This window comes from Streptomyces sp. NPDC107498, assembly GCF_055582805.1.
On sequence record NZ_JBVJPE010000001.1, the window covers coordinates 361,540 to 377,567 of the forward strand.

The 16,028-nt window shown below is 71.4% G+C and carries 10 protein-coding genes; 1 reads left to right on the forward strand and 9 read right to left on the reverse strand.

What is annotated here, in order from left to right; all coding sequences use genetic code 11:
- Positions 1–45 precede the first annotated feature (45 nt).
- From ACZ66Z_RS01675 to ACZ66Z_RS01690, 4 genes are all read right to left on the reverse strand, one after another.
- Positions 46–1,437 carry a GH1 family beta-glucosidase gene (locus ACZ66Z_RS01675; RefSeq protein ID WP_469931954.1) on the reverse strand — a complete coding sequence of 464 codons (1,392 nt, stop codon included), beginning with the start codon at positions 1,435–1,437 and terminating at the stop codon, positions 46–48.
- A gap of 68 nt (positions 1,438–1,505) precedes the next feature.
- Positions 1,506–2,345 (reverse strand): carbohydrate ABC transporter permease, encoded by an 840-nt coding sequence (locus tag ACZ66Z_RS01680; protein WP_469932246.1) that lies wholly within the window; start codon positions 2,343–2,345, stop codon positions 1,506–1,508.
- A 37-nt stretch (positions 2,346–2,382) separates the two neighbouring features.
- The gene (locus ACZ66Z_RS01685) at positions 2,383–3,375 is read right to left on the reverse strand and encodes a carbohydrate ABC transporter permease (protein ID WP_469931955.1); all 993 of its coding nucleotides are present in this window, start codon (positions 3,373–3,375) and stop codon (positions 2,383–2,385) included.
- A gap of 11 nt (positions 3,376–3,386) precedes the next feature.
- A complete protein-coding gene (locus tag ACZ66Z_RS01690; RefSeq protein ID WP_469931956.1) occupies positions 3,387–4,691 on the reverse strand; it encodes an ABC transporter substrate-binding protein in 1,305 nt (434 codons plus the stop codon).
- Between the two features lie 183 nt (positions 4,692–4,874).
- Between ACZ66Z_RS01690 and ACZ66Z_RS01695 the strand changes: the two genes are divergently transcribed.
- A complete protein-coding gene (locus ACZ66Z_RS01695) occupies positions 4,875–6,176 on the forward strand; it encodes an ROK family protein (RefSeq protein WP_469932247.1) in 1,302 nt (433 codons plus the stop codon).
- A gap of 52 nt (positions 6,177–6,228) precedes the next feature.
- Here ACZ66Z_RS01695 and ACZ66Z_RS01700 read toward each other — a convergent pair whose 3' ends face one another.
- The 5 genes from ACZ66Z_RS01700 to ACZ66Z_RS01720 all read right to left on the reverse strand — a co-directional run bounded on the left by ACZ66Z_RS01700 (position 6,229) and on the right by ACZ66Z_RS01720 (position 15,799).
- Positions 6,229–7,248 (reverse strand): LacI family DNA-binding transcriptional regulator, encoded by a 1,020-nt coding sequence (locus tag ACZ66Z_RS01700; RefSeq protein ID WP_469931957.1) that lies wholly within the window; start codon positions 7,246–7,248, stop codon positions 6,229–6,231.
- 151 nt (positions 7,249–7,399) lie between these two features.
- The gene (locus tag ACZ66Z_RS01705) at positions 7,400–9,895 is read right to left on the reverse strand and encodes a beta-glucosidase (protein WP_469931958.1); all 2,496 of its coding nucleotides are present in this window, start codon (positions 9,893–9,895) and stop codon (positions 7,400–7,402) included.
- 102 nt (positions 9,896–9,997) lie between these two features.
- On the reverse strand, positions 9,998–11,086 hold the full coding sequence (locus tag ACZ66Z_RS01710; protein WP_469931959.1) for a DUF1996 domain-containing protein: 1,089 nt from the start codon (positions 11,084–11,086) through the stop codon (positions 9,998–10,000).
- A 150-nt stretch (positions 11,087–11,236) separates the two neighbouring features.
- On the reverse strand, positions 11,237–13,432 hold the full coding sequence (locus ACZ66Z_RS01715; RefSeq protein ID WP_469932248.1) for a discoidin domain-containing protein: 2,196 nt from the start codon (positions 13,430–13,432) through the stop codon (positions 11,237–11,239).
- A gap of 180 nt (positions 13,433–13,612) precedes the next feature.
- Complete coding sequence (locus tag ACZ66Z_RS01720; protein ID WP_469932249.1) at positions 13,613–15,799, reverse strand: discoidin domain-containing protein; 2,187 nt, start codon at positions 15,797–15,799, stop codon at positions 13,613–13,615.
- Positions 15,800–16,028 lie beyond the last annotated feature (229 nt).

A 16,028-nucleotide genomic window follows, 5' to 3' on the forward strand; every position in this document is an offset into this window, starting at 1 on the left:
CGGGCCGGGCCGCTCGGCCTTCCCGGGGCCCCTCAGCCGGGCCCGTCAGCCGGTGGCCGTCTGCCGGTGGGCCCGGATGAGGTCGGCGTACCGGCGGCCGCTCGTCTTCACCGTGCGGCGCTGGGTGGCGTAGTCGACGTGGACGAGCCCGAAGCGCTTGTCGTAGCCGTAGGCCCACTCGAAGTTGTCGAGCAGGGACCAGGCGTAGTAGCCGGCGAGCGGGGCGCCCTTGCGCAGGGCGCGGGCGCAGGCGGCCAGGTGCTCCTCCAGGTAGCGGGTGCGCTCCGGGTCGTGGACGGCGCCGTCGGGGCCGACGGCGTCGGGGAAGGCCGAACCGTTCTCGGTGACGTACAGCTCGCGCACGCCGTAGTCCTCGGTGAGCCGCAGCAGGAGGGCCTCCAGGCCGCCTCCGTCGACCTGCCAGTCCATGCCGGTGCGGGGCACGCCGGGGAGGCGGACCTCGCGGGCGTACGGGACGGGGCCCGTCGGGTCGTCGGCGACGGTGACCGGGAAGTAGTAGTTGAGGCCGTGCCAATCGAGCGGGGCCGCGATGGCCTCCATGTCGCCCTGCCGCTCCGGGAGTTCGACGCCGTACAGCTCGCGCATGTCGGCGGGGAAGCCGCGGCCGTGGACCGGGTCGAGCCACCAGCGGTTGGTGTGGCCGTCCATGCGGGCCGCGGCGGCGAGGTCCTCGGGGCGGTCGGAGGCGGGCGCGACGGTGGAGTGGTTGGTGACCAGCCCGACCCGGGCGCCGGGGGCGGCGGCGCGGATCGCCCGGGTGGCGAGCCCGTGCCCGAGGAGGAGGTGGTACGAGGCGCGGACGGCGGCCGTGAGGTCGGTGAGGCCCGGCGCCATCCGGCCCTCCAGATGGCCGATCCACCCCGAGCAGAGCGGCTCGTTGAGGGTGGCCCACCGGGTGACCCGGTCGCCCAGGCGCTCGGCGACGACGGAGGCGTACGCGGCGAGGTGTTCGGCGGTGGCCCGCTCGGTCCAGCCGCCGTGGCTGTCCTGGACCCGGTCCTGGAGGCTCTGCGGCAGGTCCCAGTGGTAGAGGGTGACGGAGGGGGTGATCCCTGCGTCCAGGAGGCCGTCGACGAGCCGGTCGTAGAAGTCGAGCCCGGCCTTGTTGACCGGCCCGTCGCCGCCGGGGACGACGCGGGGCCAGGCGATCGACATCCGGTAGGCGTCGGTGCCGAGTTCCTTCATCAGCGCGATGTCCTCGGACCAGCGGTGGTAGTGGTCGCAGGCCTCGTCGCCCGTGTCTCCGTTGTCGATCGCGCCCGGCACGCGGGAGAAGGCGTCCCAGATGGAGGGGGTGCGGCCGTCCTCGGCGACGGCGCCCTCGATCTGGTAGGCGGAGGTCGCGGTGCCCCAGGCGAAGGACGGGGGGAACGCCTCCAGGTCGAGCGTGGCACGCGGGTCGGTGGATTCGGACACGGGGGACCTCTTCGTGATCGGTGGGCAGAGGGTGGATGAAGCCGTGGTCGAGGCGGCGCAGGGGGCTGTCACTTGACCGCGCCGGCGGTGAGGCCGGCGACGAGGTAGCGCTGGAGGAGGAGGAAGCCGACGACGACGGGGACGCTCACCACGAGGGAGGCGGCCATCACCTGGTTCCAGTAGACGTCGTTCTGGGTGGCGTAGCCCTGGAGGCCGACGGCGAGGGTGCGGGTGGTGTCGTCGGTCATGACGGAGGCGAAGAGGACCTCGCCCCAGGCGGTCATGAAGGCGTAGATCGCGACGGCGACGATGCCGGGGGACGCGGCCGGGACGATGACGCGGAGCAGCGCCCTGATCGGCCCGCAGCCGTCGACCTTCGCTGCCTCGTCCAGCTCGCGCGGGATCGAGTCGAAGTACCCGGTGAGCATCCAGATGGAGAAGGGCAGCGAGAAGGTCAGATAGGTGAGGATCAGACCTTCGCGGGAGCCGAACAGCGCGATGCCGGTGGCGTTGCCGATGTTGACGTAGATGAGGAACAGCGGCAACAGGAAGAGGATGCCGGGGAACATCTGCGTCGACAGGACGGTGACCGTGAAGGCCCGTTTGCCGCGGAAGGAGTACCGGCTGACGGCGTACGCGGCGAAGATCGCGACGGCCACCGAGAAGACCGTGGCCGCGCCCGCGACGACGATCGAGTTCACGAAGTAGTCCGCGAGCGGGACCGTCTCCCAGATGTCGACGTACGGGCGGAGCGTGAGCCCGGAGGGGATCCACTGGAACTTCCCCGAGACGTCCTCCAGCGGTTTCAGCGAGCTGGAGATCATCACGTACACCGGCAGCACCACGAAGGCGGTGAGCAGGGTGAGGAAGATCCGCCGGGTCCACAGGAAGGAGCGGGGCGCGGCCATCGGGGAGCGCGGCGGGGCCGGGCGCCGGTGGAGGGTGTCAGACATCGGAGGTCCTCCTTCCGCGGGTGGTGAGCAGGAGGTAGACGCCCGTGACGACGAGGAGGAACAGCAGGAGCAACACGGACATGGCCGAGCCGGTGCCGAAGTTCCACGTCTGGAAGGACGACTGGTAGATGTGGAGGGAGATCAGGTCGGCGGCCTCGGGCGCCGCCTTGCCGAAGAGCACGAACGGCGTGTTGAAGTCGTTGAACGTCCAGAGGAAGAGGACCAGGACGAGGACCTGGTTGACGGACCGCAGCGACGGCAGGGTGATGTGCCGGATCTGCTTCCACACGCCGGCCCCGTCGAGGGCGGCGGCCTCGTACATGTCCCGGGGGATGTTCTGGAGCCCCGCCATGACGGTGAGGAAGGCGAACGGCCAGCCCTTCCAGACGGAGACGGTCAGCAGGGCCCAGAAGCTGTTGTCCCCGATCAGCCAGAAGGCGGGACCGTCGCCGATGCCGAGCTGGTCGTGGAGGACGTGGTTCACCAGCCCGTTGTCCCTCTGGAACATGAACGCCCACGTGATCACGGCGGCGTAGACGGGCAGCGCGTACGGCACGAGGAACAGCGTCCGGAGGAAGCCGCGGCCCCGGAACTCCTCCTGGAGGAAGATCGCGGCGGCCGTCCCGAGGAGCCAGCACAGGCCCACGGACAGGACCGTGAACGTGCACGTCGTCAGGAACGACGTGAGGAGCGCCCGGCCGACGGGGGCGTCGAAGTCGAGCGTGACGGAGAAGTTGTCCAGCCCCGACCACGGCGCCTCGGACCAGTTGCGGATGGAGAACTGGGTGAGCTCGCGGAAGCTCATGGTGATGCCCATGAGCATCGGAACGAGGTGGACGAGCAGTTCGAGGAACAGGGCGGGCAGGAGCAGCAGGTACGGCAGTGCGACGCGGCGACGCCCGGAGCGGCGCGGTGCGGGCGCCTCTCCGGGTGCGGCCTTGCGCACCGCCGGCTCCCGTGCGGGAGTGACGGCGGTTTCGGTCATGGCGGGGCGGCCTACTTCTCGGACATCTGCTGCTGGGCCTTTTCGAGCTTGGCCTTGACGGACTCGGTGGTGACGGGCCGGCCGGCGGCGGCGTCGGCGAAGAGTTCCTTGACGGCGGTGCCGACGACCGTCTCGAACTGCGACTCCTCGGGGACCTGCGGGAGGGCGGCGGCGCTGGTGGCGAGGGTGTCGCGCAGGACCGTCAGTGCGGGGCCGCTGAACGCGGGGTCCTGCTGGGCGGTCTTGACCGGCGGGATGGAGCCGTAGGACTTGTTGAGGAGGATCTGCTCCTCGTCGCCGGTCATGAACTTCACGAACTTCAGGGCGCCGTCGAGGTTCTTGGTGTTCTTGAAGACGGCCATGTTGATGCCGGCGACCATCGAGTTGGTCTGCCGGCCCTGGCCGGGCCTGCCGGAGGGGACCGGGGCGGGGGCCACTCCCCACTCGTCCTCGTTCATGCCCTGCGCCTTGAACGTGGCGGACGCGGTCTGCCACAGGACCATGCCGGTCTTGTCCTTGGCGAAGTCGCTGAGGGACTGGTTCTGGGCGTACTCGGCGTTGCCGGGCGCGACGATCTTGTGGGCGGCCATGAGGTCGACGTACTGCTTGACGGCGGCGACGGCGCCGTCGGAGGTGAAGTCGGCCTTGCCGTCGGGGGTGAAGAAGTCGGCGCCGTGCTGCTTGCCGAGGACGAAGACCTGGTGGATGTTGTTGGAGAGGTTGGAGCCCTCGACCCCGATGCCCCCCTTGCCGTCCCCGCCGAGCTTCTTGCCGGTGGCGATCAGCTCGTCCCAGGTGGCCGGCGGCTTCGCTATGCCGGCGTCCTTGAACATCTTCTTGTTGTAGTAGAGCGCGTAGGCCATGGAGTACAGCGGGACGGCGGCCGGGTCCTGCGCCTGGACCCCGGTGGAGCCGAGCGCGGAGTCGACGAAGCGGTCCTTGCCGCCGATGGCCTCGAAGTTCTTCGCGTCCCAGGGCAGCAGGGCGCCGGTGGACTGGAGGGAGGCGCTCCAGGTGTTGCCGATGTTGAGGACGTCGGGGCCCTGGCCGGACGTGGTCGCGGTGAGGATGCGGTTGAGCAGGTCGGCCCAGGGCACGACCTCCAGCTTCACCTTGATCCCGGTCTGCTTCTCGAACTTGTCGAGCTCGGGCTGCAGGACCTTCTTGTCGACCTCGATGCCGGCGCCCTGGTTGGAGGCCCAGTAGGTGAGGGTCTTCTCGGCTCCGGCGCCGTTGTCACCGCCGCCGCAGGCGGTCGCCGTGAGGACGAGGGAGAGGGTGACGGCACCGACGGCTGCGACTCTGATTCTGCGCATGCTCCTGGAGTCCCTTTCAGGGAGTCGAAAGCCAAGGAGGGCGAGGGGGTGGTGTCCCGCGGCCACCCCTAGCCTCTCGGCTTAATTTAGGATGTGAGTTAAACCTCGGGAGAAGGTCGCGTCAAGAGGGGTCGCGGCGGTAGGTTGCACACAGGAGCGAGGGAATGAGGGTGTCCGGTGAGCATGCGCAGCGGCCGTACGGTGCGTGACCTGCGGCGGGAGAACCGCGCCGCGGTATTGCAACGGTTGTATTTCGACGGCCCCCTGAGCCGCTTCGCGCTCGGGCCGGTGACGAGCTTGAGCTCGGGTTCGGTCAGCAACGTGGTGGCGGATCTGGTGGCCGAGGGCCTGGTGGAGGAGGCCGGCAGCGTGGACTCCGCCGGCGGCCGGCCCCGCACGCTCCTGCGCATCCGTCGGGACAGCGCTTGCATGATCGGTGTCGACATCGGCGAGACGCGGGTCCGGATCGAGCTGTTCGACCTCGCGTTCACCGAACTGGCCCGCACCGAGCGCCCGTTGGCGACCTCGGGGCCGAAGACCGCCCGGTACGAGGTGGCCGTGGTCGTGGACCGCCTCCGGGACGGCATCGAGGAGGTCGTCCGGCAGGCGGGCATCGACGCCGGGCAGCTGTTGGGCGTGGGCGTGGGCGTCCCCGGCATCGTGGCGAGGACGCCGCAGGACGGCGCCGTGGTGCACGGGCAGACCATCGGCTGGGACGCCGTGCCCCTGGAACGGTTGCTGCGGGAGTCCGTGCCCCTGCCGGAGTCCGTGCCGTACTTCATCGACAACGGGGCCAAGACGCTCGGCCAGGCGGAGATGTGGTTCGGTGCCGGACGCGGAGCGAGCAGCGCCGTCGTGGTGCTCTTCGGCTCCGGGGTCGGCGCGTGCGTGGTGACGGATCCGCTCGGCCCCGGGCGGGCACTGGAGTGGGGCCACCTGACGGTACGCGTCCGGGGGCGCCGCTGCCGCTGCGGGGCCCGGGGCTGCCTGGAGGCCTACGCGGGCGCGGAGGCGCTCTTGGAACGCTGGCGCGAAGCGGGCGGCCGCCCCCCGGTCGGCGCGGAGGAGGAATCCGCACTGACCGCGCTCCTCGCCGCCGCCCACCCCTCCGACCCCGGGGCGGAAACCGACACGACCGCGCTCGCCGTCCTGGAGGAGACCGCCGAGTACCTCGGCGCCGGACTCGCCGACCTGATCAACCTCTTCCAGCCCGAGCGGATCCTCGTCGGAGGCTGGGCGGGCCTCCAGCTCGGCGCCCGGTTCCTCGACGGCGTCAGAACCCATGCCACGTCCTACGCCCTGTCCTACCCGGCCTCCCACGTGCGCATCGAGCTCGGCAGCCTCGGACCGGACGCCGTCACGGTCGGCGCGGCGATCCTGCCGCTCGCCGACTTCTTCGCGCGTGGAGGCCGCCGCGCGCCCGCGGCGGTCGAAGAGCCCGTGCCGGCCTGGGAGACCACCCTCCGGCAACGGACGGCGCACTGAAAGGCACGGGCCCCGCGCACTCCGGCTCCGGCCCGGAGTCGGCGGCGGTCCCTCAGGCCGACTCGCGTACGACGAGTTCGGGGTCGAAGAGCATGTGCGTGTGGCCGCCCGCGGATCCCTGGAGCTGACCGGCCAGCAGTTCCGCCATGGCGGCGGCCATCGTCTCGACCGGCTGACGCACCGTCGTCAGCGGTGGCCGGCACGTGATCGCGATGCTGGAGTCGTCGAAACCCACCACGGCCACGTCCTCGGGCACGCGTCGTCCCCGCTCGCGCACGATCTGGCAGGCGCCCTGCGCCATCAGGTCGTTGGCCGCGAAGACGCCGTCCACCTCCGGGTGGTCCTCGAGGAGGCGGATCATCGCCGCAGCGCCGCTGTCGAGGGTGAAATCACCCTCGACGACCGGTGCCGGGCCTCGTCCGGCGTGTTCGAGGGCGTCGCGAAAGCCGGCGAGTCTGTCACGGCCGGCCGGGAGGTCGTGCGGCGCGCTGATCGTCGCGGGGTGCCGGCACCCGCGGGCCAGCAGGTGCTCGGCGGCCAGCCGTCCGCCCCGGTAGTGATCCATGTCGACGTGGCTCACGGGCAACGGCTGCGGCGGGCGCGCGAACAGCACGACCGGGACCCGGGCGTCGAGGAGCATCTGCGGCAGCGGGTCGTCGGCCTGGACGGAGACGACGAGGGCGCCGTCGGCGCTTCCCTGTCGCAGGTAGTCCACCACCTGCTCCCTGGCCGCGTCCGACTCGGCGAACATCAGCACCGGGTGCATGGCGCGCCCGCGCAGGTACGTCATGGCGCCGCTGACGATGCGGCCGAAGAAGGGGTCGGCGAACACGCGGGCGGCGAAGCCGTCACCCGCGCCCGAGACCAGCAGGGCCACGGTCCGCGCGCGTCGCGTCACCAGGGACCTCGCCGCGCCGTTCGGGATGTATCCGGTGGCCCGAATGGCCTGGCGGACCAGGTCCTGGATCCCGGGGTCCACATTGCGGACCCCGTTGACGACGCGCGACACCGTGGCCCGGGAGACGCCTGCCTCCCGGGCCACGTCCTCCAGAGTCGGCCCCCGCTTGTCCACTCCGGCACTTTAACGTGCCGTTTCCTCCTTCGGCCGCGGTCCCTCGGGGCGCCTCGACCGCCCGGGCGGACCGACGGGGCCCGGGTCTCGCGTCGCGCGGGGAGCCCTGGGCCGGGAGCCCTTCGACCGCGGCGGGCGGACGTCCTGCCCGTCATCGCGCTCCCCCTCGTCCGGGGTTCCGCGGAAGCCCTCCCGCACCTCCCTCCGTGCTCACCGATTCCGGTTCCCTCACGGTCAGGGGCCGTTCCCGCTCCACGGCCCCCGCCGAGCGCCCCACCATGAGCCGGTAGGGGCCGGGCTCGATGCGCCACGCACCCTCTTCGGAGGACCAGTGCCGTAGCGCGCGCGGTGCCACGGTCACTTCGGCCGTCACCTCCTGCTCCGGGTCGGCGTGGACCGCCGCGTATCCGGCCAGCCACCGAGCGGGGCGTTCCACGCGCGATCCCGGGCGGGCCACGTACACCTGGACGACCTCGCGCCCGGGGCGCTCCCCGGTGTTGCGCAGGGTCGTCCGGACGGTGAAGGGCGTTCCGGCCTCGATCTCTGCCGGTGCGTCCACGTGCCCGTACTCCCAGGTGGTGTACCCCAGGCCGTGTCCGAACCAGTAGGCGGGTTCGCGGTCCTCGCGCAGCCAGGCGCGGTACCCGATGTGGATGCCTTCGGCGTAGTCGAGCCGGCCGTCGACGGGCCGGGTGCGCGTGACGGGCGCGTCGGCGAGGGAAGCCGCCCAGGTCGTGGGGAGCCTGCCGCCCGGCTCGGTGCGGCCGAAGAGGACGTCGGCCAGGCCGGCGCCGGCCTCCTGGCCGGGGAACCAGGCGAGCAGCAGGGCGCCCACCTCGTCGCGCCAGGGCAGTTCGACCGGGCCCCCGCTGTTGACGACGGCGACGGTCCGGGGGTTGGCCGCGGCGACCGTGCGGACGAGGTCGTCCTGGCGAGGGCCGAGGGACAGGTCCGTGCGGTCGTGGCCTTCCGTCTCGCCGTGCTCGGTCGTGCCGACGACGACGATCACGGCGTCCGCGTCACGGGCCGCTTCCACCGCCTCGGCCAGAGCGACCGCCGGGTCCCGCTCCGGTGGCGCGGCTGCGACGACGGTGGCACGACCGGTGCCGGAGACCAGTTCGCGGCGTGCGACGAGGTGGACGGCCCGGTTCTCGACCAGGTGCACCGCCGCGGTGTGCAACGGCGGGGTGACGTGCACGATCGCCGGATCGTCGGTCGCGCGGGGGTGGGTCCCGTCGAGGACGGCGCACCCGTCGACGCTGAGCGTCATCCTGCCGAAGCCGCCGATGCCGAAGGTCCACATGCCGGTGGTCTCGGGCCGGAACGACGCGCTGATCTCCACGGTGTGCGCACCGGGGGGCAGGTCGGGTTCGAGCTGTCGTCCCGACAGGCGCCGCTCGGCGGAGAGTTCACGTCCTTCGGCGTCCAGGCAGCGCAGCAGCACACCGGGCTCGTTCGACCTGGGATCCGTGCACCTGCCGGGGTCCAACGGCGACGGCGGCGCGTTCAGCGAGGGGCCCGGGGCGTACACCACCCGGCCCCGTCCGCGCATGTGCGCACGGATGCCGTCGAGCGGAGTGACGACCGCCGGGGGGAACACGCCGGCGCTGCCGCCTCCCTGGACGCGGGGCGAGGCGGCGTGCTCGCCGATGACCGCGACCGTCGCCGGGGCGCCGAGGTCGAAGGGCAGGACGCCCTCGTTGCGCACCAGGACCGCTCCGGCCGCGACCGCGCGGCGCAGCAGGGGCCGGGGGGGTCCCGGGCTCGGCGGCGGACGGCGGTGGCAGGGGGCCTGGAGCGCACCGACGCGGGCCGCGAGCCGGAGCAGACGGCGCACCTTGTCGTCGAGGGCCGTCTCGGGGACCCTGCCGTCCTCCACGGCTCGGACGAGGTGCGCCGCCCAGGGACCGCCGGGTCCCGGCATGGCCAGGTCGAGGGCGGCCCGGGCCGGTTCCTCGGTGGTGCGGACGGCGGCCCAGTCCGAGAGGGCGACCCCGTCGAAGCCCCAGGCGCCCTTGAGCGGTTCGGAGAGGAGGGGGTGGGCGGTCATCGTCGTGCCGTCGACGCTGTTGTAGCCGGCCATGAGCAGCCATGCGCCGGCTTCCACGGCGGCTTCGAAGGGGACGAGGTACACCTCGCGCAGGGCCCGCTCGGAGAGGCGGACGTCGGCGCGGAGCCGGTCGGTTTCGGAGTCGTTGGCGACGAAGTGCTTGGCCGTGGCGGCGATCCCCCGGTCCTGGATTCCTCTGATCAGCGCCGCACCGGTACGGGCGGTCAGTTCGGGGTCCTCCGAGTAGCACTCGAAGTGCCGGCCGCCCAGCGGGGTGCGGTGCAGGTTCAGGTTGGGCGCGAGGACGACGTCGACGCCCTTGCGTACGGCCTCGGCCGCGAGCAGGCCTCCCAGCTCCCGCAGCAGCTGTTCGTCCCAGGACGCACCGAGGGCCGAAGCGCAGGGCAGCAGGGCGGAGGTGCGCCGCTCGTCCCACGCTTCGCCCCGTACGCCCGCCGGCCCGTCGGAGAAGACCATCTGCCTGAGCCCGATCGTCTCCTCGGCGGCCGTCCGCCAGGTCGTGGCGCCGGTCAGCAGGCGCACCTTCTGCGCCAGGTTCAGCTTCTCGACCAACCGGTCCGGCATGTCGTCAGGCATCGCTACCCACTTGCCTCTTCCTTCGTTTCCTCTTCGTCGGTACGGCGGGGGCCCGGCCGCTCCCCGAGGCGGCCGGGCCGGGTGGCGGATCGGCCCACCGGGTCAGGGCAGACGGTGATCGGCGTTCAGCACGGCACCGCGCTCGGGGTGGTACAGGTCGAAGCCCCGGGTGTCGCACTGGAGGCCGCCGTCGATGCAGTGGTCGACCAGGGCCTTGAGGGTGCGCTCCTCCCAGGCGTTGAAGAAGTCGTAGTGGAAGGAGTAGCCGCGGCCGCTGGCCAGGCGGACCTGGCTCATGTCGCCGTTGACCGGCCACGCCATCTTGAACTCGATCATCGGCAGGGCGACCGGGTGGGAGGCCGGGCACATGTTGTCGTTGGTGCCGGGCTTCACGACCGGGTAGGCCATGTGGCTCTTGTGGTCGGGGGTGTCGAGGTACAGCCCGTTCCAGCAGCTGGGGGCCTGCATGCGCAGGTTGAGCTGCACGTCGGGCCGGCTCGGGCAGCTCGCCGGGATGTCGACGTTGAAGAAGCTGTCACCGCATTCCCAGCCCTCGACGAAGCCCTTGTGACCGCGGAACTCCTGGGCGGTCTGCGTCGGGTTGCCGACGACGAACCGCAGCCCCTTGGGGAAGGGACGGACGCTCCGGTAGTCGGTGACGCCCGACTTGTAGTAGATGACCTGGGGCCCGACGGGCAGGATCTTCTGGTCGCCCTTGTACAGCGAGGGCATCCAGTACGCGGACGCGTCCGCGGGCGCCTTGCAGGTGGTGCCGCCTCCGTAGAGCGAGGCGGTGGTGCTGGAGGCGTCGGTGGAGGTGTTGCCCATGAACGTGTGGTCGTGGGACCTGCCGAACTGGCCCGGGTAGACGATCGGGTCGTCCGGCGCGGTGTGGGTCACGGAACAGCCGGCCTGGAACTCGTGGTGGTAGGCCGGGGGCGGGGTGTCCGTGGACGGGACGACACCGGTGACCTGGGGTACGGCGGGGATGTACCCGTCCCCATCGGTGTCGTCGCCCGACGCCTGGGTGGAGACGGCCGTCTGGTGCCCGACGTGGTGGGCGGCCGTGGCGGCGGGTGGGGTGCCGCCGTCCGGGTCCGCGGCCGAGGCCATCGTGCCGATGCCGAGGAAGCCGGCGACGAGGGCCGTGCTGACGAGGAGTACGGAGAGCCGTTTCGGACTCGATCTCATGGGGATCTCCTGCCCGTGGGGGGAGGGTTCGCGTGAACGCGGAGGCGCCGCGCGACTGATGGGGTGGACGGCTTTCGCTTCGTGCGGTGGTGCGGGGTGACGGGGTCGAGCGGCAGGCCCCGTCACCCCTGTTCGCGGGGTCCGGCTCGATCAGCCGTAGATGCCGAACTCGTGGAGGGAGTAGCCCCATCCGGTGCCCCGGGCGGTCAGCCGGAGCTTGACGTACCGGGCGGTGGTGGCGGTCTCGACGGTGTCGACGTCTCCGTTGCCGGTGGTGGTGGTGTGGACGGTCCGCCAGGCGTTGCCGTCGTCGGAGACCTGCACCTCGTAGGACTTGGCGTAGGCGGGGTCCCATACGAGCTGCAGCGTGCGGATGGGCTTGGCCGAGCCGAGGTCGACCTGGATCCACTGGGGGTCGCTCCAGTCGCTGGCCCAGCGGGTGTTCGGGTCGCCGTCGGTGGCGTTGGCGGCGGGGCAGGGGCAGTCGCCGTAGGACGCCTGGGCGGAGGAGGCGGTGGTGGGCCTGTTCAGGGCGAGGTCGGTGCCGGTGACGGGCGGGGCGACGACCTTGACGGACTCGGTCTCGATGCCGGCGTTGCCGCGGCCGTCCTCGGCCTGGACGTAGACCTTCCAGACCCCGAGCTTCTCGGGTGCGGTGACGGCGAAGGTGCCGTTGCCGGTGGAGCGCCACTGCGCGTCGACGAGACGCTTGTCGCCGTTGGCGTAGTTGCCGCTGAGGTAGATCCTGGGGGTGATCGGGTCGCCGTCGGGATCGCGGATGTCGGCGCGGACCGTGAACTCGCGGCCCGCCGGGGCCGCGGAGGCCGGCGAAACGGTCATGTTCGTGATGACGGGCGGCGTGTTGGCGCCCGTGGAGCCGGTGTACGCCTTCTTCACGGCGTGGTACGACAGCCGCTTCAGCCCGTCGGGCACGAGGTTGAACCAGATGCCGCCGAAGTCGTGTTCGAGGCCGTAGTGGAAGAGGGTGGCGCCCAGGGCGACGCCCTGGTGGCCGGTGACGCAGCCCCACGCCTTGGTGTAGCCGTCGGCCTTCTGCACGTCGGTCGGCTCGTCCGGGATGCCGTTGGCGTCGTTCGGGACCTCCCACTCGCCGGCGGGACCGCCCTCGGTGATGATGTACGGCTTGGTGTAGCCGCCGTCGATCCAGTCCTGGCGCACCTTGCAGAGGTTGCCGTAGGAGTTCATCGCGTACAGGTCGAGGTCGGGAGCGTTGCGCTTGTAGTACGGCCAGGCGCCGGTCCACGCGTCCGTGGAGGTCACGGGGTGGTCGGGGTCGATGGAGTGGATCTTCTTCGCGACGTCGTTCACGAAGGAGGTGTAGGCGTTGCGCTGCGCCTCCAGCTCGGTGCCGCCGTAGCAGTTCTGCAGACCGAGGACGGACTCGTTGCCCACGTTCCACATGAGGGTGGCCGGGTGGGACTTGTAGGTGTCGACCCACTTGGCGAACTCGGTGAGCACGTTGCTCTTGTACGTCGTGTCGGTGACGTAGTCGACGCAGCCTCCGGCGCCGGGGCCCCCGCCGGGCTGGAGCCAGAAGCCGTTGACGACCTTGAGTCCCTGGGCGGCCGCGGCGTCGAGCAGGGGCTTGCTGGAGGCGTCCGTCCCCCAGGTCCGGACGGTGTTGACGCCCATGGACCTCAGGTCCGGCATGAAACGGGGAGCGTCCGCCATGGCCGGGCCCCAGGTGAGGCCCTTGACGGTGTACGGCTGCCCGCCGACGGTCAGCTGCCAGTTGCCCTGGGAGCCGGTCACCTTGACCGCGCCGGCGGGAGGCGGATTGGTGCCGCCGCCGTCGCTGCCGTAGACCTGGAACTCCCACAGGGAGTACCCGTAGCCGCCGGCACGCGTGACGCCCTGCATGCGGACGTAACGGCCCGACCCGGAGACGGCGATCTCGTCCGTGCCGCCGTCGCTGCCGGTCACCGTCCTCAGGGTCCGCCAGTCGGTGCCGTTGTCGGACGCCTGGATCTCGTAGTTCTTGCCGTAGGCGGTCTCCCAGGTCAGGACGGCGCGGCTCAGGTTCTTGCTCGCTCCGAGGTCGACCTGGATCCATTCGCCGTCTCGCCGCTCGCTCGACCAGCGGGTACCGGTCAGGTTGCCGTCGACGGCGGCTCCCGCGGCGTACGCCTCGCCTTCCTGCGAGGAGGCCGTGGCCGGCCTGCCCTGGGAGAGGAGCGCGTCGGCCGCCTGTGCCTGCGGGGCAGGGCCCAGGGCCAGCGAGGAGGCGAGCAGGGCGCCGAGCGTCGCGAGGGACGTCCCGCCGCGGCGGCGGGAGGGAGTGAAGGGGGAAGGAGGGCTGGACACGTGTGCTCCTGGCTGGTTCATGACGCCGGGACGCAGCCGGCCGGCCTCGGTGGCTGACCTCCGCATGCGGCGTTGCTCGTGGAGGGGGACGCACGGTGCTGTTGCGCAAGCCCTTCCGGGCCGGGCCGCGGGGACGTGAACACCCGGCCCGGAAGGGAATCGGAGGTCCTCACCACCTGGCGGGTGGGGGCAGGGGTCGGATCAGGGGAAGCTGACGACCGTGGAGGGAACCGTGGAGGTACCGGCGGGGACCGTCGAGGCTCCGGTGTCGTTGATGACGTGGTTGTAGTGGCCCATGCCGCCGAGGGAGACCACCAGGAGGCTGTGGAACTTCACCCCCGGCTTGACGGGTGCCTTGAAGCCGTGGTCCTGGCGGATGTTCGGGTCGACGTTGTAGTTGCAGTAGCTGCCGAGGCCCCACGCCTCGTGGGTGTTCACCGAGTCGTCGACGCGGTAGGCGGCGTAGCCCTTGGTGGCGCCGTTCTGGATGGCGGCCTGGTTGGGCGCGTCGTACGCCTTCTCGTTCTGGTAGAAGACCGTGCGGCCGCGCTCGCCGTACCACTCGACGTCGTACTTGTTGAAGTGCTCGACGAACAGGCCGGTGGCGAGGACGTCGTCGCCGTTGACGCGGACGCCGTAGTCGGCGCGGTTGGTCTCCCAGCCGACGCCCTCGCCGTGGTCGGCGCGCCAGACCCAGGTGTGGTCGACGATCGTGTCGTCGCTGTTCACGACCACGCTGGTGGTGGCCTTGCCGGCACCGGCGCCGCCGACGCGGACGTAGACGTCCTGCATGGTGGTGGGGTTGGCGGCGTGGTCCGCGGAGGCGTTCTGCGGGCCGATCTCCAGGAGGGTCGGGGAGTTGACCGGGCCCGCGTCGATCAGGAAGCCGGCGAGGCGGACGCCGTCGACGTCGGCGACCTTCATGGCGGTGACGCCGTTGTCGGGGATGATCGTGGCCAGGCCGAGGCCGAGCACGATGGTGTTCGCCCGGTTGACGTCGATGGTCTGGTCGACGTGGTAGACGCCCGGGGTGAACAGCAGGTGCAGGCCCTGGGCGAGCGCCTGGTTGATGGTGGCGGCGGTGGCGCCCGGCTTGACCACGTAGAACCGGCTCAGGGGGATGGATTCGCCCTGCGGAGTGCCGTTGGCCCAGGTGGTGCCGCGGGCGTTGACGCGCTTGGCGGGCGCGAACACCTTGTACTCGTTGCCGTCGAGGTAGAGGTAGGGCTTCTCGCGGGAGACCGGGGTGGTGTCGAGCGTGGTGTAGCGCGGCTCGGGGAACGAGGTGGCCGGAGCGCCCTCGACGCCCGAGAAGGTCTGGTTCCACACGCTGTTGGACCAGCCGCCGATGGAGCTGTCCCGGGTGTACCACTGCTGCTGCGAGTAGTTGCCGATCTGGCCGTCGACCTTGGAGTCGGCGATGTAGCCGCCGCTGGCCCAGCCGTAGCCGTTCGGGGCGAGGTTGAGGCCGCCCTTGACGTGCATGCGGCGGAAGGAGGAGGCCTGGGAGACGGCCCAGCGGTCGGTGCCGTTCACCGGGTTGAGGGTCAGGCCCTCGGCACCGCGCCAGAAGTTCTGGGTGGCGTTGCCGTTGAACCAGCCCGCGTCGACGGTCACGTCGCCGTTGATCGTGGTGTCGCCGGGGCGCAGTCCGAGACCGGCGATCTGGGTGTAGAAGCCGATCTGGGCGTTGAGGTTGTTGTACGTGCCCGGCTTGAACAGGAAGGCGTGGCGGCCGGAGCCGAACTGGGCCGACTCCTGCTGCCTGAACACCTCGTCCAGCCGGCCCTGGATGTTCGGGGTCGAGGGGTCGATGACGTGGACGTTGGGGCCCAGGTCACCGCCGCCCGGCAGGGTCGGACCGCCTCCGTCGCCGCCGTACACCTGGAACTCCCAGAGCGAGTAGCCGTAACCGGTCGCTCGCGTCACTCCTTGCATCCGCACGTACCGGGCGGTTCCGGACACGGCGACGGTCTCGGTGCCGCCCGCCCCGGTCGTGGTGGAGTAGGCCGTCGACCAGTTGGTGCCGTCCGTCGAGAGTTCGATCCGGTAGGCCTTGGCGTAAGCCGCCTCCCACCGCAGCACCACCTGGCTGAGCACGACGGGGCTGCCCAGGTCCACCTGCAGCCACTGCGCGTCGGACGCGGCGCTGGACCAACGGGTACCGAGGTCCCCGTCGACCGCGCCGGTCGCCGGGGTCCCGTAGTGCTCCTGGCTGGACGCGGTGACCGGCTTGCCCTGGGACAGGAGCACGGGTGCGGCCTGCGCGGACGTCGCCGGAACGACCGAGAGCAGAGTCGCGGCCAGCGCGGTGACGACGGCGCCCGTCAGACCGCGCCGCAGCCGTCCGCGAGCGGGTGGTGAAGTGGTCAAGGGCATGCCAAACATGGACATGGGGGGTCTCCTTGAAGCGAGAGGAGCGCGGGGGAGAGCGCTCTCCCGAACCTTGCCGCCCCCGTGAGCCGCGGTCAATATCCCTGGCGCGACTTTCCTTCAGTCTTGAGTTAACCCTTGGCTTTCGCCTTTCACACACGCCGGTCACCTCGTCGTGCCGCGCCGCGGGGGCGCCGGGGCACGACGCCGCGGGGGCGCCGGGGCGGAAAAGGCCGATGGGGGC

Excerpts from the sequence above, each read along its gene's own strand:
- ACZ66Z_RS01680 (WP_469932246.1), bottom strand. The coding sequence starts at position 2,345 with ATGGCCGCGCCCCGCTCCTTCCTGTGGACCCGGCGGATCTTCCTCACC.
- ACZ66Z_RS01685 (WP_469931955.1), bottom strand. The coding sequence starts at position 3,375 with ATGACCGAAACCGCCGTCACTCCCGCACGGGAGCCGGCGGTGCGCAAG.
- ACZ66Z_RS01690 (WP_469931956.1), bottom strand. The coding sequence starts at position 4,691 with ATGCGCAGAATCAGAGTCGCAGCCGTCGGTGCCGTCACCCTCTCCCTC.
- ACZ66Z_RS01695 (WP_469932247.1), top strand. The coding sequence starts at position 4,875 with ATGCGCAGCGGCCGTACGGTGCGTGACCTGCGGCGGGAGAACCGCGCC.
- ACZ66Z_RS01705 (WP_469931958.1), bottom strand. The coding sequence starts at position 9,895 with ATGCCTGACGACATGCCGGACCGGTTGGTCGAGAAGCTGAACCTGGCG.
- ACZ66Z_RS01710 (WP_469931959.1), bottom strand. The coding sequence starts at position 11,086 with ATGAGATCGAGTCCGAAACGGCTCTCCGTACTCCTCGTCAGCACGGCC.
- ACZ66Z_RS01715 (WP_469932248.1), bottom strand. The coding sequence starts at position 13,432 with ATGAACCAGCCAGGAGCACACGTGTCCAGCCCTCCTTCCCCCTTCACT.
- ACZ66Z_RS01720 (WP_469932249.1), bottom strand. The coding sequence starts at position 15,799 with ATGTTTGGCATGCCCTTGACCACTTCACCACCCGCTCGCGGACGGCTG.